The following is a 23,539-nucleotide window of genomic DNA, read 5'->3' on the forward strand; positions in this document are numbered from 1 at the left end:
AGGCTAACCTAACCGCCGAACGGCCCGCCAGTCGTGCGACGTGATGTTTGATGGTTCTCATGAACCTGCTGTCCGTCGACGGCCTGGCGTCGGTCACGAACGTGCTCGACCTCGCCGGGGTCTTCGCGTCCGCCCTGCTCGGCGGCTCCATCGCCCGCGCGATGGACTTCGACCTGTTCGGGTTCCTGGTCGTCGGGTTCGTCTCCGGACTCGGCGGCGGGATGCTCCGCGACACCCTGCTGCAGAACGGGCCACCCGTCGCGCTCGTCGACCCGCTGTACGTGCCGGTCGCCGTCGCCGGGGCGCTCATCGCGTTCCTCGTGTCGTTCTCCGAGCTCACGTGGGACCGGCTGTTCACCGTGCTCGACGCCGCCGTGATCGGGTTCTGGGCCGTGGTCGGCGTGCAGCGCACCTACGACGCCGGGCTCGACTGGCCGGCCGCGATCATCATGGGGACCATCACCGCGGTCGGCGGCGGGGCCATGCGCGACCTGCTCTTGCGGCGGGTACCGGCGGTGTTCGGCGGGAACGCGCTGTACGCCACCGTGGCCGTCGCCGCGTCGGCCGTGATGGTGATCGCCTCGGCGCTCGGGTCGCCGTCGCTCGGCATCCTGCTCGCGATCACGCTGTCGCTCGGGCTCCGCTGGGGAGCGGTCCGCCGGGGCTGGGGGCTGCCGAACGGCCGTGACTGGCAGCCGAAGTCGACCCTCGGTTCGCTGCTCCGGCGGGGTCGGAGCCTGCGGCCGGACGCGCTCCGGTTGCTCCGGCGCCCGGGCCGTCGGACCGGTGCCGGCAGTGTCCGAGAAGAGCACGAGGACTGAGGGGCTGTCCTCCGCGGCCCCGCGACGCTACGATCAGTACCGCCGGGTATCGTCCTGGCAGTTCTGCCGGGGATGGTCCCGGTGAACGCTGTCCGCACAGCACCGACGCGACCCGAACGCGCCGGTTCCGAGCAGACGTGGGGATGGGGGCTTCGCTGATGCCGCGCGGGATCAGACGCGCGGCGCGGCAGGTCTCCACCACGATGCTCTCCCCGACGACCACCACCACAGGTCGGAGCAGCAACCGATGAGCGACGACGCTTCCCCCACCCAGCGCATCCCGCGCGCCGAGGTCCGGGAACGCCTGCTCGCCGCCGGAGCCGCGGTCTTCGCCGAACAGGGTGTGTACGGCGCGCGGCTCGACGACGTCGCAGCACGCGCGGGGTTCAGCAAGGGTGCGGTCTACTCGAACTTCTCGTCCAAGGAAGACCTGCTCGCCCAGGTCATGCAGCGGTCCACGAACGTCGTGCTCGGCTCACTGCAGGAACTCGTGCACGCGGACATCGCCGCGGTCGACGTCGGGGACGTCCTGCGCGCCGCGTTCGGGCAGAACGACCAGAGCGAGCAGTTCGCGCTGCTCTCGGCGTTCCGCGGGTACGCGGTGCGGCACCCGGAGCTGCTGCCCGAGTTCATCCGGCAGCGCCGGATCCTGCAGGACGGGGTACTCGAGCTGGTGCGGCTGTGGCTCGGTGCCCACCCCGAGGTCGAGGTCGGCATGACCCCGGAGGAGTTCGCGACCGTGCTCATCGGGGCGAACGTCGGCCTGGTGTTCGACGCGCCGGCGCTGCCCGGGGTCGATCCGGGCGAGCTCGTCGCGACCCTGGTCGAGGCGGTCATCCGCCGGCGCTGACGCGCGGTGCCCCGCGGCGCGGGCGGCGGGCGGCGTGCGGGCGGCGGCGCGGTGCGGCCGCGGTGCGTGCGGCGGTCGGGGCTTCGCACCGTGCGAGGTTCGCCACCCCGTGCCCGCTCGATCGCACCGTGCACGCCTACAGCCCCGCACCGAGCCACCAACCACGCACCACCCGACGAACCCCGCACCGTGCAGCACCCGCCAGCCGGCACGCGCCCGCGTCAGGCCGTGCGACGATCCCGACGGCGGGGCTTCGGCCCGTCGTGGGACCAGGCGGACGACGGCAACAGGCTCGGCGGCAGCAGGCGCGACCGGACGACGCGCACCGTGGGGACCGAGGCGTCGAGCGCCTCCCGAGCGTCGCGGACGTGACGCTCCAACGCCGGAGTGTCCACCGATGCGGCCCCGTCGGCGGCGAAGCGCTCACGATCGACCGCATCGACCGCGGCCTCCAGGTGCGGCACGACCGACTCCGGCAACCCGGGCCGCAGGCGTCCGAGCACGGCTCGGGCTGTCCGGGCCACGGCGGCGGCGTCACCCGGCGGCGCGAGGCCTGGAGCGTACCCGTGGTCGGCGACGTCGTCGAGCAACTCCCGCCACGCCTGCACGGCAGGTGACCGACCGGCAGCGATCGCCGACAGCCTCGACCGGCGGCGAACAGCGCGCACGAGCCCCGGGGCGACGAGGACCGCGAGCACGAGCAGCAGGCCCACGAGCAGCCCGACCGGTCCTCCGCCGCCGCCGGTGCCGGACGCACCCGTGGCACCCGGAACCGGGGACGCCGACGGGGTCGGTGACGCTGATTCGTCCGCCGGGGTGGTCTGCTCGGGTGCCGGCAGCGGGGTCTCCGGTGCCGCCGCGGTCGGCGAGGCCGAGGGCTCCTCGGACGGCGCGGCCTCGTCGGAGTCGGGCGTCGGCTCGAAGGCGACCCACCCGGCGCCCTGGATGTACAGCTCGGGCCAGGAGTGCAGCTGCCGGTTCGACACCGCGTACTCGCCGTCGGGCTGCGGCGACCCGGCACGGTACCCGACCGCGATGCGCGAGGGGATGCCGAGCGTGCGCGCCATCACGGCCATCGCGGACGAGAAGTGCACGCAGTACCCGTCGCGGACCTTCAGGAACGTCGAGACGACGTCCATGCTGTCGCCGTCGTAGCCCTGCTCGACGGGGGCGGTCTCGGAGTAGGTGAACAGGTCGCTGCGGAACCACTGCTCGAGTGCCCGCGCCCGCCCGTAGTCGTCAGTCGCGGCGGCGGCGACCCGGGTCGCGGTGGTCGAGATGTTGGCGGGCAGGTCGTCGGGCAGGGCGAGGTCGGTGCGCAGCTGCTGGCGGCTGGGCTCCCGGAAGCCACGGCCGTCGGATCGCGCGAGCACCCCCGAGGCGGCGACCGCATCGAGGTAGTCGTTGGCGAACGTCGAGGCCCCGTAGACCTCGTACATCGCGCCGCGGGCGGTTGCGGCTCCGGTCGACCGGACGGTGCTCGAGTTCCCCATCCACCGCCACTGCGACAGGTCGAGGTTGGTGGACTGCGACTCGATCGACACCGCACCCGACGGTACCGGCAGGTAGGTGCTGGACAGCCCGGTGATCCGGACGGTCACGTCGCCGCGGCTCGCCAGGCGCGGGTTGACGCCCTCGGCCCACTGCTGCTCGTCGGCGGTGTCGGCCTCGGCCGCGTTCGTCACGGTCGGCACCCAGTCCCCCGTGCCGAACTCGTCGAGGTCGGCGAGCTTGAGGTACTCGGGCTGCCCGTCGGACGAGCGGTACCGGAACACCTCGAGCTCGCTCGGACGGCGCAGGTCGTTGCCGAGTTCGAGCAGGGTGCCGGGCCGTCCGGGCTGGATCGGCGACTGGATCGCACCGGTCACGCCGGACAACCAGCTGGCGTTGAGCGGCACGATCGTCGGCAGCCCGATGGCCACGACGAGCCCGATCGCCCCGACGACCGCAGCCGGCAGTGCGCGCTGCACCGGACGCACGGACAGCCAGAGCAGGGCGAGGAACGCCACCGCCGTGGTGATGACGAGCGGGGTGCCGGCGGGCTGCCCGGTGATGACACCCGGCACGATCAGGATGACGAGGGCCGGAGCAGCGGCGAGCGACGGGATCCGCGCGATGGCGGCGAGGAACAGCGAGACCGCCGCCACCCAGCCGATCGACGCGGTGACCACGAGCCGGATCGCGTCGGTCTGCGGCAGTGGTGCGGGGTTCAGGCGGATCGCCGCGAGCGTCTCCCCGAGGGCCCCGTCGGCGTCGAGCCACCCGAGCGGTTGGATGTCGTTGACCAGGGCGGCGGCGCACGAGCAGGCGATGACCGTGCCGACCAGGACGACGAAGCGGATGCCGGGCGTCTGGCGGCGCACCGCGAGCATCACGGCGACGAGCACGGCGACGACGACGACACCCGATGCCCACCAGGCGATCCCCTGTACGAGCGGCCGGATGGCGAGGGCGGCGAGCAGGACGGGCACCGGCGCGAGGGCCACGACCCAGGCGCTCGGGACGTCACGCAGGTCGTCGTCGCGGTCGAGGATCTCGCGCACGTCGGCACGGCCACGCGCCGGTGCGCTCACCCCGGTCACCGTGCGGCTCCGGACGGCGTCGCGCCGACGACCGGCACCACCAGGGTCCGCCAGCCGCCGCGGTCGAGGATGCCCCGCACGGCGGGGTCCGGCGGCACGATCGTCGCCAGGATGCCGCGGCTCGACCCGCTGGTCGCACTGACGAGCTCGGCGGCTTCCTCCGCGGTGCAGGTGCCCGTCACGACGGCGGTCATGCCGTGCACGTCGCGGCCACGGACCTCGGGCAGGACGTCGGTGACTTCGCGGGCGTCGGAGCGGAGCCGGACGTCGGCGAGCCCGACCAGCACGTCGGTCAGCCCGCCGACGTCGCCCGCGTGCCGGGTCGCGCCTTCGGGCCCGTCGAACACGAGCACGACACGGGAGGTCCGGGCGGCGAGCGCCCGGGCGACACTGGCTGCCACCACGACGGCGTGCTCGAAGGCCTGGTCGCCGCCCAGGTCGGAGAGCTCGGCGAGGTCCTCTCGACCGAGCCGCTGGTAGGACTCGCGCCGGACGTCGAGGGCGATCACGGCCTCGGGCGGCTGGGCCTGGGTGGTCTGGCGGACGTGCAGTTCACCGCGCCGTGCGCTCTGGGCCCAGTGCACCCGGCGGATCGGGTCACCCGGTCGGTACGGGCGGAGTTCGCTGTCGTCGGCGGAACCACCCTGTCCGACCCGGCCCTCGTCGGCCGAGACCGCACCGGCGAGCGCCCCGGCGTCGATCGCCCCGAGGGGTGCCGAGGCCGGGACGACGACGACCTCCTCAGCAGGGACGACGGGACGGTCGATGCGGAGCAGGCCGAACGGGTCCTCGACCCGGATCGTCACGGGCCCGACCAGCGAGCGGCCGCGGTGCATCGCGAGCGCCTCGACGTCGAGCACGGCCGGCGGCAGGTTCGGCCCGACCTCGGCGTAGGTCTCCGCCTCGGCCAGGCTGGCGAAGGCGTCCTCGAGCTGTTCGCGCACGAGCAGCGTCGCCCGCGGGCCGATCCGCAGGCTGGTGCTGCCGAGGGTGATGCGTTCCCGGTAGACCTCGCCCACCTGCACGATCGCCCGTGCGGTGCTGCGGCTGCCGCGGAGCGGGGTGGCGACGACGAACGCCATCACGATGCCGAGCACGACCAGCACGAGCAGCAGCAGGCCGGCCGTGACGGCGACGCTCGTGGTGCCGACCAGACCGCCGCCGACCAGGCCGATGCCGACGGCGATGACCGTCCAGCCCCGGATCGTCGGGCGCGGGAACGGGGTGCGGCGTGCCAACGACAGCCCGCGGCGGCCGAACCGTGCCGCCGTGGACCGCGCGGCACCGACGCGTCGCAGCAGCGACGGCGGTGCCGATGGACCGGCCATCAGGAGCGGACGGGGGTGGCCGTGAACGGGATGGCGGTGTCGGAGACGATGCGGACGACGATCTCGCGCACGGTGTCCTCGCCGGTGCCGCCGAGCCCACGGGCGACCGGCACGAGCCGGTGCGCGAGCACGATCGGGGCGAGCGTCGCGACGTCGTCGGGGGTGACGAACGGGCGGCCGAGCAGGGCTGCGTGCGCACGAGCCGCCTGCGCCAGGTGCAGCGTCGCGCGGGGACTCGCACCGAGCACGAGGTCGGGGTGGATGCGCGTCGACCGGACGATCGCGATGATGTACGCCTCGACGTCGGGGGCGATGTGCACCCCGGCGACGGTCTCGATGATCGCCCGCAGCGTGGTGACGTCGACGATCGGCCGCAGGCGCGACAGCGGGTCGCTGCCGCCGCGGTTCGCGAGCATCTGCCGTTCGGCGTCGACGCTCGGGTAGCCCATCGCGATGCGCGCCATGAAGCGGTCCCGCTGCGCCTCGGGCAGCGGGTACGTGCCCTCCATGTCGATCGGGTTCTGCGTCGCGACGATCATGAACGGCCGGTCGAGCGGACGCGTGACACCGTCGACGGTGACCTGCGACTCCGCCATCGCCTCGAGCAGGGCCGACTGGGTCTTCGGGCTGGTGCGGTTGATCTCGTCGCCGATGACCACGTTCGCGAACACCGGGCCGGGCGAGAACCGGAAGGTGCCCGACGACTGGTCGAAGATGTTCACGCCCGTGACGTCGGACGGCAGCATGTCCGAGGTGAACTGGATGCGGTTCACGGACCCGCCGACCGAGGCGCCGAGCGCCTTGGCGAGCACGGTCTTGCCGACGCCGGGGACGTCCTCGACGAGCAGGTGCCCCTCGGCGAGCATCACCGTCAGGGCCGTGCGGATGGCTTCCGCCTTGCCGTCGATCACCGTGGCGACGGAGGCCACGATGTCATCGCCCACCGCCCGCACGTGTTCGAGCGGGAAGGCGGGGTGGGTCGGCTCCGGCACGCAGGGCTCCATCGTCGGGGACAGGTGTCGTGCATGCTACATCGGGCCGGTGACAGCACCCGGTACGGGTGCACGGACTGGTCGTTCCGCGCACCCGTGGCCGATCCGCGTGTGGTGGGGCCGGGAGGCACGGCCCGCCACACGCCGATCCGTCACCCGGTTCGCGGAACGGTTCACGGGCCTCCAGGCAGTGACCGGGTCGGCTGACGGACCGTCAGGACCGGGGCGCCAGCGCCGCGTCCGCGGCGCGCAGCACGCGTGCGGCGACCGCGACTCCTTCCTCGCGCCCGAGCTCGGTGTCCTCGTGCTCGATGTTCACCCACATGTCCGAGTCGATCGCACGCAGGGCCTCGAGGAACGTCGTCCAGTACGCCTCGTCGTGGCCCTTGCCGAGCGCGACGAAGTCCCACGCCGACGGCTTCGGCCACTCGTTCGCCCACTCGTCGCCGCCGAGGTTCGTGCGTGACTCGTCCGGCGACAACCGGCGGAACGAGTTGTCGAGCACCCCGTTGATCGCGGCGTGTTGGTTGATCCGGACGTCCTTCGCGGCGGCGTGGAACACGAGCGGGCCGAGGTCGCGGGCGACCGCCACCGGGTCCATCTGCTGCCAGAACAGGTGCGAGGCGTCGAGCTCCACCCCGACGTTGGTCAGCCCGCCGCGCTCGACGAGCTCCCGGATCGACGCCGGGTTGAACACGAGGTTCTGCGGGTGCAGCTCGAGTGCGACCTTCACGCCGTGCTCCCGGGCCAGGGCGTCGATCTCCTGCCAGAACGGCACCGCGACGCTCCACTGGTGTTCGAGGACGTCGAGCGCAGCCGAGTTCCAGGCGTTCACGATCCAGTTCGGCCGCGTCCCGCCCGGCTCCCCCGCCGGCAGTCCGGACATCGTGACGACGCGGTCCTGCCCGAGGCGGGCCGCCAGACGGATGCTGCGCCGGACGTCCTCGGCGTGCGCGGGACCGATCGCCGGGTCGGGGTGCAGCGGGTTGCCGTTGCAGTTGAGCCCGGCGATCTCGACGCCGGTCCCCGCGAACTGCGCGAGGAACGCGTCACGCGCCCCGTCGTCCTGCAGGATCGCGTCGATGTCGGGCACGTGCACCGGGGGCAGGAACCCGCCGGTGTTCAGCTCGATGCCGGTGAGGCCGTTGGCCGCGATGACCCGGAGTGCGTCGGCGAGGGGCCGGTCGTGCAGGATCGCGTTGTAGAGACCGAGCTTCATGCGCGGACACCACCCTCCGTGGTCGGGACGACGGCGTCGGCAACGTCGACGGACGTGCCCCCGGCTGCGGCGGACCGTGCCACCGCGTCGAGGACCTCCATGTTGTGCACGCCGTCGTCGAACGTGGCGTTCGCGGGCAGAGCGTCGGGCACGGCGCCGGACAGCCCCGCGATCTCGTCGAGGAACGCCCGGGCCTGGTACTCGAACATCTGGTTCTGCCCCCAGCCGACGCCCGGGGCGTCCATCGCCATGCCACCGGCGACGTAGGGGTGGTCCGGGCCGAGCACGACCTGACGGTACCCACCCGTGCGCGAACCGTCGGACTGCAGCGCGAGGCCGATCTCGGAGGCGCGCTCCTGGTCCCAGCGGGCGGCGCCGCGCTCGCAGAACACCTCGATGACGAGGCCGTTCGGGTGCCCGGCCGCGACGCGGGAGGCCTCGAGCGACCCGACGACCGTGCCGTCTCCGAACCGTGCGCTGAACGTGGCGTAGTCGTCGTTGCCAACGGCCTCGGTCGCACCGGTGAGCGGGACGGCCTGCCCCCGCAGGGCGTGTCCGGCGGCCACGGGTCGCTCGGTGATCGACGTGGTGAACGTCCCACCGCTGACGCTCCGGACCGGGCCGGCCAGGAACTCGGCGACGTAGGACAGGTGCGAGCCGACGTCGGCGAGCGCCCCGGAACCGGGCGCCCCCGCGAAACGCCACGAGAACGGGACGTCGGGCGAGGCACCGTAGTCGGTCCAGTACCGGCCGGAGACGTGCAGGACCCGGCCGAGCGTGCCGTCCTCGACGAGCTCCCTGATGGCCGCGAGGCCGGGAGCCCGGCGGTAGGTGAAGCCGATGCGGCCGAGGACTCCGCGCTGCTCGGCCTCGGCAGCGGCGGACGCCATCGCGCGGGCATCGTCGAGCGAGTCGGACAGCGGCTTCTCGCACAGCACGTGCTTGCCGGCGGCGAGCAGCCCCTCGACGATCTCGCGGTGCAGGGTGTTCGCGACGACGACGCTCACCACGTCGATGTCGTCCGCCGCCGCGATGGCCCGCCAGTCGGTGTCGTGCCGCTCGTAGCCGAAGCGCCGTGCGGCCTCGGCGGCGAGGGGCTCGTAGACGTCCCCGACCGAGACGAGCCGGACCGGCGGCAGCGTCGAGGTGAACAGGGAGGGTGCGTTCCGCCACGCAGCCATGTGGGCCTTGCCCGCCATGCCCGCGCCGATGACGGCGACGCCGATGCTGTCGCTCATGTTCTCTCCTTCGAGAAGGTCGCTGGATCCCGATTCTGGAACGTTCCAGAACGTGTCGGTAGACTGTAGCCGCACCAGCCCATGTCCTGTCAAGCACCGTGCCGGAAAGGCTCAGCGTGACCCCTCGCCCGCCGACGATCATCGACGTCGCCGCACGCGCAGGCGTCTCGAAGTCCCTGGTGTCGATGGTGCTGCGCGACGATCCCGGGGTCTCCCCGGCCCGCCGCTCCGCGGTGCTCGCCGCCGTCGCAGAGCTCGGCTACCGCCCGAACCGCGCCGCCGCCATCCTCGCCGGCACCCGGACCCGCACCATCGGGGTCATCGTCGACGACTTCCGGAACCCCTGGTACGTCCCGATGCTCGACGGCATCCGCGAGGCCCTCGCCCCGCACGGACTCCGCCTCACCCTGGCCGACACCCGCGCCAACGCCCACCTCGACTCATCCCCGTTCGACGACCTGGTCTCCCTGCGGGTCGACGGCGTGGTGCTCGCCGCCGAGGGCTTCCCCGACGCCGTCGTCCCCACCGACACCCCGGTCGTGGTCGCCGGCGCGCGCGCGGACGTCCCCGGCGGACTCGACGTGGTCGCCTCCGACGAAGCCGCCGGCGGACGGTTGGCAGCGGATCACCTGATCGACCTGGGTCACCGCCGCCTCGCCCACGTCACCGGCTCGGGAGGCCCGGCTGCGCTCCGCCGCGACGCCACCGTCGCGCAGCTGGTCGCGTCCGGCATCGAGCCGCTGGTCTACGGCTCCGGCCCGACCTCGGAGACGACCGGCTACGAGGGCATGCGGCTCGCGCTCCGGGAGCACCCCGACCTGACCGCGGTGTTCGCCGCGAACGACGTCATGGCAATGGGTGCGATCGCCGCCGTGCAGGAAGCCGGGCTCCGCGTACCGCAGGACGTCTCGGTGATCGGCAACGACGAGACCCCGCTCGCCGCGTCACCCCTGCTGCGCCTGACGACGGTCGACCCGCACAACGACGAGGTCGGGCGCCTGGCGGCTGCGCGGTTGGTCGAGCGGATCGGCGCCGCAGCGGGGACGCCGACGGATCCCATCCGGACGCTCGTGCCGCCGACACTCGTCGTGCGCTCGACGACGGGGCCGCCGCGCGCCTGAGTGGTGACCACCCCGGGGCCGACGCCGGCGGGGCGGAGGTGCGCCGGGCCTCCAGGCCGGGTGCGAGGTGACCCGAGGTCAGACGCGCGCACCCTCGAGCCGGTCGACGGACTCGGCCAGGTCGGCGAGTTCGGGGACCTCGTGCGCCTCGGCGAGGGCGCCCTCGAGCGCCTCGGCGTGGATCGGTGTCGCACGCTCGAGCAGGACCTGCCCGGCGTGCGTGAGCTCCGTGTAGAGCCCGCGACGGTCGTCGGCGCACAGGACACGGGTCAGCAGGGCACGCTCCTCGAGCCGGTTCACCAGCCGGGTGGTCGCACTGGGGCTGAGGGCGGCCGCGCGGGCGAGCTGCTGCATGCGCATGTGGAAGCCGTCCTGGCGGCGCAGGGCATCGAGCACCGTGAACTCGACGACGGACAGGTCGACCTGCCGGAGGGCCCGCTCCAGGCGCGTCTCGATCAGGCCGTGCAGCGCTGCCAGGGTGCGCCAGCCGTGGGCGCGAACGGCGGTGGAGGTGTCATCGACGGTCATCGGGGCTCCTTCGGTCGGTGCAGACGGCGACAGTTGCTTGCGCGGGTACCCCGCGTGTGCAACTATCGATATCCCGCGTCTGCAACAACCAGCGTACGCGGCACAGCTGCACAACGGAAGGACATCCATGCCCGCGGGACTCATCGCCCTCGCACTCGGCGGATTCGGCATCGGCCTGACCGAGTTCGTCATCACCGGCCTGCTGCCCGAGGTGGCGGCCGACTACGGCGTCACCGAGACCACCGCCGGCTGGCTCGTCACCGGGTACGCCCTGGCGGTCATCGTCGGGGCCCTCGGGCTCACCGCCGCGACCACCCGGCTCCCCCGCAAGCCCGTCCTGCTCGGGCTGCTCGTGCTGTTCATCGTCGGCAACACCCTGTCCGCGATCGCGCCGACCTACGGGGTGATGATGACCGGCCGTGTCATCGCCGCCCTGTGCCACGGAGCGTTCTTCGGCATCGGCTCGGTCGTCGCCGCGAACATGGTCGAGCGGTCCAAGCGCGCCTCGGCCGTCGCCCTGATGTTCACCGGGCTCACCGCGTCGAACGTGCTCGGCGTACCGTTCGGCACCTTCCTCGGCCAGGCCGCCGGCTGGCGTGCGACGTTCTGGGCGATCGCGGCCATCGGCGTCGTCGCCCTGATCGGCGTGCTCGTCCTCGTCCCCGCGGTCCGCTCCACCGAGGTTCCGTCCCTCGCCCGCGAGCTCGGCGCCTTCCGGTCCGGGCAGGTCTGGCTGTCGCTCGGCATGACCGTGCTCGGCTACGGCGGGATGTTCGGCGCCTTCACCTACATCGCGTACACGCTGACCTCGGTGTCCGGCTTCCCGTCGTCGGCGGTGCCGTGGCTGCTCATCGTGTTCGGCATCGGGCTGTTCGTCGGCAACTTCGCCGGCGGCAAGCTCGCGGCCCGCTCGATCGACCGCACGCTGCTCGTGGTGCTCGTCGTGCTGACCGTGGTGCTCGCGGCGTTCGCCCTCGTCGCGACCTCGCCGGCGCTCACCGTGATCGCCCTCGTGTTGATGGGGGCGTTCGGGTTCGCGACCGTCCCGGCCCTGCAGACGCGGGTGATGCAGTACGCCGACCACGCACCGACCCTGGCGAGCGGGGCGAACATCGCCGCGTTCAACCTCGGCAACGCACTCGGCGCTTGGATCGGTGGCCTGACCATCGCCGCCGGCCTCGGGTACACGTCGCCGATCTGGGCGGGGTCGGGGATCACCCTGGCGGCCGTGGTGCTGACACTCGTGGCCATGGGCGCGGTGCGTCGGGGGCGTGCGGGTGTACGGACCACGACGACGGGGAGCATCGCGACGGTCTGACGCGGGCGCTTCGGGCGCTAGGAACGACGAAAGCCCGGTCCGATCGGACCGGGCTTCATCGTCGTGCGGAGACGGAGGGATTTGAACCCTCGGTCCCCTCAAAGGGGACTCCACCTTAGCAGGGTGGTGCACTCGGCCGGACTATGCGACGTCTCCAAGCACTCTCGCGAGCGCTGCGACCACCATACAGGAGGACCGCGCCACTCTCGACCCGACGCACGCCCGCGCGTGGCACGACCCGTCACGCTCGGTCCCCCGAAGTGGGGACACGTGGGGGTTGTCGGGGCGTACCCCACTGCATACCATCATCGGGACGCGGCAATCACGTTCCGGGGCTCGTCCCCGTCGTCGCGACACAGCACCCGACGTCGTTCCCCGTGCGGGCCCGGCGCGCCCGATCGCGTGGCGCCCGGCGGGGAGCGACTTCACCTGGGGGCGCGGCCCACCACCGCGCCCCCGTTTCTGCGTTCGGGGGCGGGTGCACTGCTGACGTGCCGGTGCACGCACGCACGGCCACGGTCCGGCCTACGAAAGCGACACTGTGCCGCCGAGCTCGGCCGTCTCTGGCGCCAGGGCGACAGAGTGCCGCGGATGTTCGGCGGCAGACTGTCGCTTTCGCGGAAGGGGGCAGGGGCGGGAGGCGGCAAGCAAGCGACCGTCCGCCCGCGCCTCAGTACCCGAACGCCTTGGAGCAGGTCTGCTGGTCGGCGGACTGGCCCTCGAGCCCGTCGATGGTCTCGGGCGTCGCCGAGGGGGTGCGCGGCGCAGCAGACGAAGGCGCTGCCGGTGTCGCGGGGGTCGCGGGGACCGCGGGCTTCGGTGCAGCGGTCGGCTGCGTCGGACTCGTCTGCGTCGGGTTCGTCTTCGTCGGGTTCGTCTCGGACCCGATGCCCGTGCTGTCCGCCCCGAGGGAGAACGACTGGTCGGCCTTGATCTTCGCGAACAGCCGGTCGGCCAGGTACGTCGTCGGCTCGACCTTGCCCTCGTAGACACCGGTGCCGCCCGTGGTGCCCGGGTACTGCACGAAGTTCACCTGCGCCAACGGCAGGTCGCGCAGCGCCAGGCCCATCTGCACCATCGTCCCGATGTCGTTCAGGCTCTGGGACAGCTGCATGTTGGACGCCGCCGCCCGGGCCAGCTTGTACAGGCGGGCCGGAGAACCGAGGGTGTCGTTCGACTTCACGGTGCGGAGCAGCGACGACAGGAACACCTGCTGGCTCGAGATCCGACCGAGGTCCGATCCGTCGCCGACCCCGTGCCGGGTGCGCAGGAACGCCAGGGCCTCGTCGCCCTGCAGGGTCGAGGTGCCGGCGGGCAGGTTCAGCCCGGTGTACGAGTCGGTGATCGGCTGGGCGACGCAGACCGGTACGCCGCCGATCGCGTTCGACATCTCGATGACGCCCTTGAAGGACACCGCGGCCGAGTACTGGATGTCGAGCCCGGTCAGCCCGGCGACGGTCTGGGTGACGCAGTTCAGGCCGCCCTCGCCGAACGAGGTGTTGATCGGCTGCGCCGCCATCGCCGGAGCCGTGCCCGTGCCGTCGGTCTTCTTGCAGGCCGGGATCGGCGTGACGAGGTCGCGCGGGATGCTCACCGCGGTCGCGTTGGTGTGGTCGGCCGAGACGTGCAGCAGGATGTTGACGTCGTTGAGCGTGGCATCGCGCTCCCCGAAGGCAGCACTCTGCTCGGGGTCGTTGTCGGTGCCGACGACGAGCATGTTGAACCCGCCCTTGAAGGCGCTGATCGGCTTCGCGCCGCCCTTCGCCTGCGGTGCGGGCTGGCCCTGGATCTCGACGCCGTCACCGAGGTCGTCCGTGACCTGCTTCGCCGCGATCGCCGTGACCGAGACCGAACTCACCAGGGCCACGGCGACGACGGCGGAGACCGTCTTGGCAGCGGTCGCGAAGGGGCTCGAGCGCCGCAGACGTCCGTGCCGTGCGATCCCGGACGCTCGGTTCAAGCGGTGGGATCGATCGCGGACGTCGTTCACGGGCACTCCTGTCGTCGGTGGACACGCCGGGGACGGCAACCGGTCAAGGCTGCCACGACGTTGCCTGACGATCCAGTGCGAGGGACACCGGTGACGCTCACTGTGCGGTGCCGCGACCTGCGGATCCTCGGCGGTCGGCGCGGACCTGAGCGGATCCGCAGCCGACGTCGGTTCAGGCGGACACGACCACCCGGAAGCGGTCCGGCAGGGCGATCAGGGCGGACGACAGGTCGAGGAGCGCCGCGGCACAGTCGTCGAGGGCGTCTCGCTCCGCAGCGGCCACGGCCCGCTCGACGATCTCGACCCGTCGTCGCCGGTCGACCACGGCATCGATCCCGTTCGCCAGGGCGACGTCGTCGGTGAAGAACATGTCGAGCACGATGCGCTGCGACAGCAACCAGTCGCCACTGACCGACGACCCGCGGCGCCGCAGGTACCAGGCACCGAGTTCGACGAAGGCACCGGCCTCGGTCCAGCACTCCCGCAGCCACACCTTGTCGAACCGGTCGTGGTACCCGACGGAGTTCGACGGCGGATCGACGAGCAGAGCCTGGGCGATCCGCAGTCGCTCGATCATCTGGTCGACCGACCACTGCGAGATCACCACACCGACGTAGCGCTGCACGCTGGCCAGCTGCAGGGACTCGAGGGTCACGAGGGCTTCGCGCACCGGTGTGCGCGACACCCGCATGTCCGATGCCAGGGTGTCGAGCCGCAAGCGCTGCCCGCGGCGGTACTCCCCCCGCAGGACGTGGTCGAGCAGTCGCAGGAACACCGCGTCGCGCAGCAGGCTGCGGCGCAGGCCGTGGGGATCGAGGCCGCCGGCGCCGGCTCGGATGGGGGTGTGCTCCATCAGCCCAGGCTCACGCACGGACGGCACCCCCGAGGCGAGGGCGGTCGCTGCCGTGGATCGTGGTCGCCGGTGTCGCGCTGTGGAGGAGTGCCATGCAGGCACAGTGACAGCGCTGCGACGGCGGCGCTAAACACTCTGAATACAGAATGTCAGGCCGCCGCCGCAGGGCTCACCTCCGGTCGGACTTCGCGTCCCCGGTGAGCACCGAGAGCGGTTGGGTGACGTCCTCGAGCCCCTTCCGCGCGGCGTCGACCCCGAATATCAACGCCACCACGCCGCCGCCGATCATCACGGCAGAACCGAGCAAGTACCCCCAGAACAGCGGCTCCCGGGATGACCCGTCACCGATGAAGGCACCGTAGATGGCCGGTGCGACCGCACCGAAGATCTGCGCCAGGGCGAAGAAGTACGAGATGGCCTGCGACCGCAGCTCGAGCGGGAAGATCTCGCTGACGGTCAGGTAGGCGCTCGACGCACCGGCCGAGGCGAAGAAGAACGAGACGCACCAGAACGCGACCTGCACCGTCGCCGAGATCGCGTCCGCCCGGAACAGGAACGCGGACGTGGCGAGCACGAGGCCCGAGACCAGGTACGTCAGGAAGATCATCTGCCGACGACCCCAGGTGTCGAAGAAGCGCCCCAGGATGATCGGGCCGAGCAGGTTGCCGATCGCGAACGGGAAGAAGTAGACCGCCGTCTCCGCCGTCTTCAGGCCGAAGAAGTTCGTGAGCACCAGGGCGTAGGTGAAGAAGATCGCGTTGTACAGGAACGCCTGGGTGATCATCATCGTCGCGCCGACGAGCGTGCGGGTCGGGTACTGCTTCAGCAGCACGCGCGCGATGGCCAGGAACCCCACGCGGTCGGTCGGCGTGACCGTCATCGCCTTCGACTGGTCGACCTCCGGCAGGGGCTTGCCGGTCGCCTTCTCCACCGACGCCTCGATGCGGGAGACGGTCGCCTCGGCCTCTTCCTCGCGCCCGTGCGTCATCAGCCACCGCGGACTCTCCGGGATGTGGCGTCGCAGGAAGATGATCGCGATGCCGAGCACCGGGCCGAGGAAGAACCCGATGCGCCAGCCGATGTTCTCGGCGAAGTAGGACGTGTCGAGCAGGTAGATGTTCGCGAACGCGCCGAGCGCGGCACCGCCCCAGTACGTGCCGTTGATGGCGATGTCGACGTGCCCGCGGTACTTCGCCGGGATGAGCTCGTCGATCGCCGAGTTGATCGCCGCGTACTCGCCGCCGATGCCCAGCCCCGCGACGAACCGGAAGGCCGCCAGGAACCAGAAGTCCTGCGCGAGGCCCGCGATGCCCGAACCGATCAGGTAGATCGCGAGCGTCAGGATGAACAGCTTGCGCCGACCCAGCCGGTCGGACATGCGCCCGAACACCAGGGCACCGACGACCTGGCCGACCAGGTAGATCGTGCCGAGGGACGTCACCTGCTGCGTCGACAGGTTCAGGTCCGCCTGGAAACCCGCGTTCGAGACGATCTGGATCTCGAGACCGTCGAGGATCCAGGACACGCCGAGTCCGACGACGACGCTCCAGTGGAACCGGGTCCACGGCAAGCGGTCCATCCTGGCGGGCACCAGGCTCTTGATGGTTGCGTTCGCGCTGCTCACGAAATGGGACCGTACGCCGAGATCGCCGATGTGGTTCAGATGCGGAACGAGCAACCGGGGGCGGAGCCGGATCCCCCTACTTCGAATCCGGCTCCGTCGCCGGGATCTCAATGATCGCAAGTGCGATGGAAACCCACAAGCGGATGGGAGGCGCGGTGCGGGCCCGCCACGGGCCTCCCGTCCGACCCTGGTCGCCGTCGCGAACGCGGCGTAGCGTCGGAGAGGTGACCCGACCTGACATCCGCACGGTCGGCGAGCTCCGCACCTCTGGTCACGTCCAGAAGACGGTCCGCGCCGAGATCCGCGACAACCTGCTCACCGCCCTGCGCCAGGGCACCGATCCGTGGCCCGGCCTGCACGGCTTCGAGACCACCGTCATCCCCCAGCTCGAACGCGCCCTCATCGCCGGGCACGACGTCGTCCTGCTCGGCGAGCGCGGCCAGGGCAAGACCCGCCTGCTCCGCACCCTGCAGGGCCTGCTCGATGAGTGGACGCCGGTCATCACCGGCTCCGAACTCGGCGAGCACCCGTACGAACCGATCACCACCGCCAGCATCCGGCGCGCCGACGACCTCGGCGACGCCCTGCCGATCAGTTGGCGACACCGCGACGACCGCTACGTCGAGAAGCTCGCGACGCCGGACACGAGCGTCGCCGACCTGATCGGCGACGTCGACCCGATGAAGGTCGCCGAGGGCCGCAGCCTGGGCGACCCGGAGACCATCCACTTCGGACTCGTCCCCCGCGGGCACCGTGGCATCGTCGCGATCAACGAGCTGCCCGACCTGGCCGAACGCATCCAGGTCGCGATGCTCAACGTGATGGAGGAGCGCGACGTCCAGATCCGCGGCTACGTGCTGCGGCTGCCGCTCGACGTGCTCGTCGTGGCGAGCGCGAACCCCGAGGACTACACGAACCGCGGCCGGATCATCACGCCGCTGAAGGACCGCTTCGGCGCCGAGATCCGCACGCACTACCCGATCGAGCTCGACGACGAGATCGCCGTCATCCGGCAGGAGGCCCAGCTGACGGCCGAGGTCCCCGACGCCCTGATCGAGATCCTCGCCCGCTTCACGCGGGCACTGCGTGGTTCGAGCGCCGTCGACCAGCGCAGCGGTGTGAGCGCCCGGTTCGCGATCGCCGGTGCCGAGACGGTGTCCGCCGCCGCGGTGCACCGCGCAGCGCGCCAGGGCGAGGACGAGGCGGTCGCCCGGCCGATCGACCTCGAGACCGCGGTGGACGTCCTCGGCGGCAAGATCGAGTTCGAGAACGGCGAAGAGGACCGGGCCGACGAGGTCCTCGAGCACCTGCTCCGCACCGCGACCGCCGAGACCGTGCGCTCCCGCTTCAAGGGTCTCGACTTCGCGGTGCTCGTGGACGCGCTCGACGGCGGCACGATGGTGACCACGGGCGAGCAGGTCAGCGCCCGGGCGTTCCTCGAAGGCCTGCCGTCGATCGGCGAGTCCGACCTGTACGACCAGGTGTGCGACCGGATGGGTGCCACGAACGACGGCGAACGGGCCGGCGCGATCGAGCTCGCGCTCGAGGGCTTGTTCCTCGCCCGGCGCATCAGCAAGGAGTCCGGCGGGGGCGAAGCCGTCTATGGCTAGGCAGAACCGGCGCCTGACGCGCGACACCCGGTACGGCCGGTACACCGACGGCCCCGACCCGCTCGCCGCCCCGGTCGACCTGGCCGAGGCGCTCGACGCCATCGGGCAGGACGTGATGGGCGGCACGTCGCCCGAGCGCGCGATGCGGGAGTTCCTGCGACGCGGGGGCCGGACGCAGCGCGGTCTCGACGACCTGGCCCGCCGGGTGGCCGAGCGACGCCGCGAGCTGACGAGCAAGAACAACCTCGACGGCACCCTGCAGCAGGTGCGCGAGCTCCTGGATCAGGCGCTGCTCGCCGAGCGCGGGGAGCTCGCCCGCAACGTCGACCTCGACGACGGCGACCGGGCCCTGGCTGAACTGCAGCTCGACAGCCTGCCGCCCTCCCCCGCCGCCGCCGTGCAGGAACTCGGCGACTACGACTGGACGAGCCCGACCGCGCGCCAGAAGTACGACGAGATCAAGGACCTGCTCGGCCGCGAGGTGCTCGACCAGCGCTTCGCCGGCATGAAGCAGGCGCTCGAGGGTGCCACCGACCAGGACCGGGCCGCGGTCAGCGCGATGATGCAGGACCTCAACGCCCTGCTCGAGGCGCACGCCCGCGGCGAGGACACCCGGCAGCAGTTCGACGACTTCATGGACCAGCACGGCGAGTACTTCCCGTCGGACCCGGCGAACGTCGACGAGCTGCTCGACGACCTGGCAGCCCGCGCGGCCGCGGCGCAGCGCATGCGCAACTCGATGACCCAGGAGCAGCGGGACGAACTCGATGCCCTCGCCCAGCAGGCCTTCGGCTCTCCCGACCTGATGGGGCAGCTGTCCCAGCTCGACAGCACCCTGCGCGCACTGCGTCCCGGCGAGGACTGGGGCGGATCCGAACGCATGGACGGCGAACAGGGCCTCGGCCTGGGCGACGGCACCGGGGTGTTCCAGGACATCGCGGACCTCGATGCCCTCGCCGACCAGCTCGCCCAGTCCGGGCCGGGCTCGGAGCTCGACGACCTGGACCTCGACGCGCTGTCCCGGCAGCTCGGCGACGAGGCGGCGGTCGACGCGAAGACCCTGCAGCGCCTCGAGCAGGCGCTCCGGAACTCCGGGGCGATGCGCCGCGGTGCGGACGGGCAGCTCCGGCTCACCCCGAAGGCGATGCGGCAGCTCGGCAAGAGCCTGCTCAAGGACGTCGCCCAGCGGATGTCCGGTCGCCAGGGCGCGCGGGACCTCCGTCGCTCGGGTGCCGCGGGCGAGCCGTCGGGGGCGTCACGGCAGTGGGCGTTCGGCGACACCGAGCCCTGGGACATCCCCCGGACGATCACGAACGCCGTCGTGCGGACGGCGGCCAGCGGACGACAGGGAGCCGGCGTGCGCCTGAGCATCGAGGACGTCGAGGTGCAGGAGACCGAGGCCCGCACCCAGGCCTGCGTCGCGCTGCTCGTCGACACGTCGTTCTCGATGGCGATGGAGGACCGCTGGGTGCCGATGAAGCGCACCGCCCTGGCGCTGCACACCCTGGTGTCGACCCGGTTCCGCGGCGACGACCTGCAGCTCATCGCCTTCGGTCGCGAGGCCGAGGTGATGGACGTCGAACAGCTCGTCGGTCTCGACGCGATGTGGGACAAGGGCACGAACCTGCACCATGCCCTGCTCCTCGCCAACCGGCACTTCCGCAAGCACCCCACGGCCCAACCGGTGCTCCTCATCGTCACCGACGGCGAGCCGACGTCGCACCTCGAGCCGAACGGGCAGGTCTGGTTCGACTACCCGCCCGACCCGGTGACGATCGCGCTGACCGTGCGGGAGCTCGAGAACGCCGGACGCCTCGGTGCCCAGACGACGTTCTTCCGGCTCGGCGAGGACCCGGGGCTCGCCCGGTTCATCGACGCGATGGCGAAGCGGGTGGACGGCAGCGTCGTGGCGCCGGAGAACGACGACCTCGGGGTCGCCGTGGTCGGTTCGTACCTCGGCTCGCGTCGCGGGGCCGGCGGCGCGCTCTTCCGCGACGACTGGGGGCTCTGAAGCCCACACGAGACGGACGGGAGGCCCGTGGCGAGACCGCCACGGGCCTCCCGTCCGTTGTCGGGTGCGTCTAGAACAGCGGCCAGGGCACGGCGGGCCCGTGACCGGGCGGCGTCGGGAAGATCCCGACGGCGCGCAGGGCCGCGCAGCGCGCCCGGAGCGTGTCGATCTCCTCGTCCGTCAGGTGCTCGGCGAGCTCGTCGCCGAGCCCGCCGCGCAGGGCTTCGGACACTCGGTCGAGGCCCTCGAGCTCGTCCGGCCCGAGCGGCTCCCCGATCCAGCCCCACAGGACCGTCCGGAGCTTGTGCTCGACGTGGAAGGTGAGCCCGTGGTCCACGCCGAAGCGGTGGCCGTCGGGCATCGCGAGCACGTGCCCGCCCTTGCGGTCGGCGTTGTTCACGACGACGTCGAAGACGGCCATCCGGCGCAGGGCCTCGGAGTCCTCGTGCACGAGCGTCACGGGCTGGTCGTGTTCGTCGATGGCCTCGAGCACGGGCAGCCAGGGCGAACCCGCTGCCTCGGCGAGATCCGGCGCCACCAGGTCGACGGCGTCCTGCTCGGGGTCGACGTCCTGCCAGCGCTGCACCATGCCGGGCCCGAACGGACCGTCGCCCATCCACGTGGGTGGGACGACACCCCAGCCGAACGCCTCGGAGACCAGGTGCGCGGCGATCTCGCGGCCGGCGAGCGTGCCGTCCGGGAAGTCCCACAGCGGGCGCTCGCCCTCGATGGGCTTGTAGACGACGGTCGCACCGTCGAGTTCCGCGAGGAAGGTGGCGTTGGACGCCTCACGGATGCGCGCCCGGACGGAGAGCGAGCCGTCGCTCATGCGTCGCCGGGCGGACGACCGGCGGCGACGACCTCGCGCGTGCGCTCGACGAAGGCCCGGGCGGTGCCGACCGGGATCTTCACCTGGAACAGCTCGGCGGGCTCGGGGATCTCGACGACGGCCTCGATCTCGATGCCGTCCTCGCTCTCCTCGGACACGATCTCGACCTCGTCGTCGATCGGGTACGCCTCGATGACGACCTGCGCGGTGGACGGGTCGAAGCCCAGGCTCAGGGCCCCGGCGCGGAACTCGGCCTCGACGGGCTGGTCGAGCGGCTCCGGGTCGCGGAGTTCGACGGGCACCGACGGCGGCACGCTGAAGCGGTTGTCGTCGACGGTCGCCACCTCGTCGAGGAGCTCGTCGATCTTGTCGGCGAGCACGGCGGTCTGCTCCTTCTCGAGCGCGACGCTGGTGACGCGCCGACCGGAGCGGGCCTGGATGTAGAAGGCGCGCTCACCCGGACGGCCGATGGTGCCGACGACGAGGCGGTCCGGCCAGTCGAAGCCGTGGACGATGGTGGGCATACCCGCATTGTAGGAGCGCTCGGCTCCGGCCGTTCAGGGTCCGGCAGGTCCCACGGGCACGTCGGGCGCCGGACGCCCGGTGCCGGTGTGCGCATCGGGTGCCGGGTTGCCCGCGCCGCCGCCGACCGCGGCGTCCCCGCTGGGTGCCGGGGCGGTGCGCAGCCAGGACAGATCGCCGGACTCGGTGTTCGTCGCGACGACCTCCGGGCGGTGCTCGCCGTAGCGCACGACGGACACCGAGGCCGGCCCGACGCCGATGCGCTGGAACAGGTCCAGGTGCATGCCGAACGCGTCGGCGAGGACGCTCTTGATGATGTCGCCGTGGCTCACCGCGACCCAGACGGCACCGGGCCCGTGCTCCGCCTCGACCTCGGCGTCGATGCGCCGGACGGCTGCGACGGCCCGGGACTGCATCGTCTGCATGGACTCACCGCCGGGGAACACGACGGCGCTCGGGTTCGCCTGCACCGTGCGCCAGAGGGGCTCCTTCGCCAGGTCGGCGAGCTTCCGGCCCTGCCACTGCCCGTAGTCGGCCTCGGTGATGGCCCGCTCGATCAGCGAGGCGGGTGCACCGGTCCGCCGGTCGGTCTGCCGGTCCGTCTGCCGGTCCAGGATCGCGCGGGCGGTCTGTCGGCAGCGCTCGAGCGGACTCGACACCACGGCGACGACGGGCACCGCGGCGATGCGCTCCGCGGTCCGCTCGGCCTGGGTGCGGCCGACGGCGTCGAGTCGCACGCCGGCGGTGCGTCCGGCCAGGACGCCGGTGGCGTTCGCGGTGGTGCGTCCGTGACGGACGAGGAGGACGGTCGCCATGCGCCCGATCCTAAGCGCGGGACGCGGTCGCCCTTGACGGTCCGCCCGGGGACCGATCAGATGGGGGCATGGCCGGGCGGCATCGACTCGCACTCTTCGCCACGTCGACGGTGACCGGGTTCGGGATCGCGACGTGGATCACCCGGACGCCCGCGATCCGCGATGAGCTCGGAGCCTCGATCGAGGCGATGGGCCTCGTCCTGCTCGGGCTGTCGATCGGGTCGATGATCGGGATCCTCGGCGCCGGGGCGCTGGTGCGACGGACCGGCAACCGCCCGCTCATCCTGCTCGGGGGCGCGCTGCCCGTCGTCGGCATGGTGCTCGTCGCGCTGCTCGCCCCGGCGCAGGTCGCCGCCGGGGTCTGGGCCGGGCTGTTCCTGATCGGCTTCGGGGCGGGCGTCGCCGAGATCGGGCTGAACGTCGAGGCCGCCGCGGTCGAACGGCAGATCGGGCGACCGGTCGTGCCGGTGCTGCACGCGTGCTTCAGCCTCGGCAGCGTGGTGGGTGGGGTCGTCGGCATCGCCATGACGACGGCGGGGACCCCGGTCCGGGTGCACCTGCTCGTCGGCGCCGCGGTGATGGCCGCGCTGGCGGTGTTCGCGGCGCTGAACCTGCGGCCGGTGCCCCGTGACGCACCGGCAGATGTGCCTGCCGTTGCCCGCGGCACCCGTCGGGGAGCCCGCCGCTCCGTCCTCACCGTGCAGCTCGCCATGATCGCCGTCATCACGCTGGCGATGGCCTTCGCCGAGGGTGCCGCGAGCGACTGGCTCCCGCTGCTGATGACCACCGACCACGACGCCCCCGAGTCCGTCGGGTCCCTCGTGTTCACCGGGTTCGCCCTCGCCATGCTCATCGGTCGTGCGGCCGGCACCCCGCTCGTCGCCCGGTTCGGTCGCGCCCCGGTCGTCCGGGTCTGCGCAGCCGTCGGTGCGGTGGGGGTCCTGCTCGTCGTGCTGTCACCGAGTCCGATCGTCACCGCGGCTGCCGCCGGCGTCTGGGGGCTCGGCATCGCCCTCGGGTTCCCGCTGTCGATCTCCGCCGCGGGCGACCACCCCACCGACGGCGATCGCCGGGTGTCGGTGGTGGCCACCGCCGGGTACATCGCGTTCCTGGTGGGGCCGCCGCTGCTCGGGTTCGTCGGGGAGCACCTCGGCCTGCAGACGGCGATGCTCGTGCCCCTCGTCCTGCTGGTCGCCGCGTTCCTGGTCGCCCCGGCGACGCGGGGACAGGACACCGGTCGGACGATCGAGCCGTCGGAACCGGCGCGTCGGCCGTCCGGTCGGTAGCG

Annotated in this window: 19 protein-coding genes and 1 tRNA gene; 7 read left to right on the top strand and 13 right to left on the bottom strand. The window is 72.2% G+C overall.

Going from position 1 to position 23,539, the window contains the following annotated elements; translation table 11 throughout:
• The first annotated feature begins 59 nt into the window (after positions 1-59).
• Both DEJ11_RS14055 and DEJ11_RS14060 read left to right on the top strand, forming a co-directional pair.
• Positions 60-821, top strand: a complete 762-nt coding sequence (locus DEJ11_RS14055; RefSeq protein WP_071406483.1) for a trimeric intracellular cation channel family protein — start codon at positions 60-62, stop codon at positions 819-821.
• A gap of 247 nt (positions 822-1,068) precedes the next feature.
• On the top strand, positions 1,069-1,671 hold the full coding sequence (locus tag DEJ11_RS14060) for a TetR/AcrR family transcriptional regulator (RefSeq protein WP_111029886.1): 603 nt from the start codon (positions 1,069-1,071) through the stop codon (positions 1,669-1,671).
• A 221-nt stretch (positions 1,672-1,892) separates the two neighbouring features.
• On the opposite strand, the gene DEJ11_RS14065 is transcribed toward DEJ11_RS14060, so the two are convergent.
• From DEJ11_RS14065 to DEJ11_RS14085, 5 genes are all read right to left on the bottom strand, one after another.
• Positions 1,893-4,244 (bottom strand): transglutaminase TgpA family protein, encoded by a 2,352-nt coding sequence (locus DEJ11_RS14065; RefSeq protein WP_146250106.1) that lies wholly within the window; start codon positions 4,242-4,244, stop codon positions 1,893-1,895.
• A 5-nt stretch (positions 4,245-4,249) separates the two neighbouring features.
• Positions 4,250-5,581 carry a DUF58 domain-containing protein gene (locus DEJ11_RS14070; RefSeq protein ID WP_071406486.1) on the bottom strand — a complete coding sequence of 444 codons (1,332 nt, stop codon included), beginning with the start codon at positions 5,579-5,581 and terminating at the stop codon, positions 4,250-4,252.
• Positions 5,581-6,585, bottom strand: a complete 1,005-nt coding sequence (locus DEJ11_RS14075; RefSeq protein ID WP_111105082.1) for an AAA family ATPase — start codon at positions 6,583-6,585, stop codon at positions 5,581-5,583. Before DEJ11_RS14075 ends, DEJ11_RS14070 begins: the two co-directional genes overlap by 1 nt.
• Positions 6,586-6,787: 202 nt before the next feature.
• Complete coding sequence (locus tag DEJ11_RS14080) at positions 6,788-7,792, bottom strand: sugar phosphate isomerase/epimerase family protein (protein WP_111105083.1); 1,005 nt, start codon at positions 7,790-7,792, stop codon at positions 6,788-6,790.
• Positions 7,789-9,030 (bottom strand): Gfo/Idh/MocA family protein, encoded by a 1,242-nt coding sequence (locus DEJ11_RS14085; protein ID WP_111105084.1) that lies wholly within the window; start codon positions 9,028-9,030, stop codon positions 7,789-7,791. Before DEJ11_RS14085 ends, DEJ11_RS14080 begins: the two co-directional genes overlap by 4 nt.
• A 116-nt stretch (positions 9,031-9,146) precedes the next feature.
• Between DEJ11_RS14085 and DEJ11_RS14090 the strand changes: the two genes are divergently transcribed.
• Positions 9,147-10,151: a LacI family DNA-binding transcriptional regulator gene (locus DEJ11_RS14090; protein WP_111105085.1), complete on the top strand. Its 1,005-nt coding sequence runs from the start codon at positions 9,147-9,149 to the stop codon at positions 10,149-10,151.
• Positions 10,152-10,229: 78 nt separating this feature from the next.
• On the opposite strand, the gene DEJ11_RS14095 is transcribed toward DEJ11_RS14090, so the two are convergent.
• Positions 10,230-10,679: a MarR family winged helix-turn-helix transcriptional regulator gene (locus DEJ11_RS14095; protein ID WP_111105086.1), complete on the bottom strand. Its 450-nt coding sequence runs from the start codon at positions 10,677-10,679 to the stop codon at positions 10,230-10,232.
• A gap of 127 nt (positions 10,680-10,806) precedes the next feature.
• Here DEJ11_RS14095 and DEJ11_RS14100 point away from each other — a divergent pair, with 127 nt between their 5' ends.
• Positions 10,807-11,997: an MFS transporter gene (locus tag DEJ11_RS14100; RefSeq protein ID WP_111105087.1), complete on the top strand. Its 1,191-nt coding sequence runs from the start codon at positions 10,807-10,809 to the stop codon at positions 11,995-11,997.
• Positions 11,998-12,063: 66 nt separating this feature from the next.
• Here DEJ11_RS14100 and DEJ11_RS14105 read toward each other — a convergent pair.
• The 4 genes from DEJ11_RS14105 to DEJ11_RS14120 all read right to left on the bottom strand — a co-directional run bounded on the left by DEJ11_RS14105 (position 12,064) and on the right by DEJ11_RS14120 (position 16,464).
• Positions 12,064-12,153: transfer RNA gene (locus DEJ11_RS14105), tRNA-Ser, on the bottom strand.
• 514 nt (positions 12,154-12,667) lie between these two features.
• The gene (locus DEJ11_RS14110) at positions 12,668-13,957 is read right to left on the bottom strand and encodes an LCP family protein (RefSeq protein ID WP_258375545.1); all 1,290 of its coding nucleotides are present in this window, start codon (positions 13,955-13,957) and stop codon (positions 12,668-12,670) included.
• Between the two features lie 202 nt (positions 13,958-14,159).
• Positions 14,160-14,840, bottom strand: coding sequence for a GntR family transcriptional regulator (locus DEJ11_RS14115; protein WP_111105088.1), 681 nt, complete (start codon positions 14,838-14,840; stop codon positions 14,160-14,162).
• A gap of 169 nt (positions 14,841-15,009) precedes the next feature.
• Positions 15,010-16,464, bottom strand: coding sequence for an MFS transporter (locus DEJ11_RS14120; protein WP_372444921.1), 1,455 nt, complete (start codon positions 16,462-16,464; stop codon positions 15,010-15,012).
• 224 nt (positions 16,465-16,688) lie between these two features.
• Between DEJ11_RS14120 and DEJ11_RS14125 the strand changes: the two genes are divergently transcribed.
• Complete coding sequence (locus DEJ11_RS14125; RefSeq protein WP_027466108.1) at positions 16,689-18,074, top strand: MoxR family ATPase; 1,386 nt, start codon at positions 16,689-16,691, stop codon at positions 18,072-18,074.
• Positions 18,067-20,085, top strand: a complete 2,019-nt coding sequence (locus tag DEJ11_RS14130; protein ID WP_111105089.1) for a vWA domain-containing protein — start codon at positions 18,067-18,069, stop codon at positions 20,083-20,085. The genes DEJ11_RS14125 and DEJ11_RS14130 overlap by 8 nt, the downstream gene beginning before the upstream one ends.
• Positions 20,086-20,155: 70 nt before the next feature.
• Here DEJ11_RS14130 and DEJ11_RS14135 read toward each other — a convergent pair whose 3' ends face one another.
• The 3 genes from DEJ11_RS14135 to DEJ11_RS14145 are packed head-to-tail and all read right to left on the bottom strand — an operon-like array spanning position 20,156 to position 22,251.
• Positions 20,156-20,914: an SCO1664 family protein gene (locus DEJ11_RS14135; RefSeq protein ID WP_111105090.1), complete on the bottom strand. Its 759-nt coding sequence runs from the start codon at positions 20,912-20,914 to the stop codon at positions 20,156-20,158.
• A complete protein-coding gene (locus DEJ11_RS14140) occupies positions 20,911-21,438 on the bottom strand; it encodes a DUF3090 domain-containing protein (protein WP_071406497.1) in 528 nt (175 codons plus the stop codon). Before DEJ11_RS14140 ends, DEJ11_RS14135 begins: the two co-directional genes overlap by 4 nt.
• A gap of 33 nt (positions 21,439-21,471) precedes the next feature.
• A complete protein-coding gene (locus tag DEJ11_RS14145) occupies positions 21,472-22,251 on the bottom strand; it encodes an MSMEG_4193 family putative phosphomutase (RefSeq protein ID WP_111105091.1) in 780 nt (259 codons plus the stop codon).
• Between the two features lie 68 nt (positions 22,252-22,319).
• Between DEJ11_RS14145 and DEJ11_RS14150 the strand changes: the two genes are divergently transcribed.
• Complete coding sequence (locus tag DEJ11_RS14150; protein WP_111105092.1) at positions 22,320-23,537, top strand: MFS transporter; 1,218 nt, start codon at positions 22,320-22,322, stop codon at positions 23,535-23,537.
• Positions 23,538-23,539: the final 2 nt, after the last annotated feature.

It is taken from the genome of Curtobacterium sp. MCLR17_058 (assembly GCF_003234705.2).
Taxonomy (GTDB): Bacteria; Actinomycetota; Actinomycetes; order Actinomycetales; family Microbacteriaceae; genus Curtobacterium; species Curtobacterium flaccumfaciens.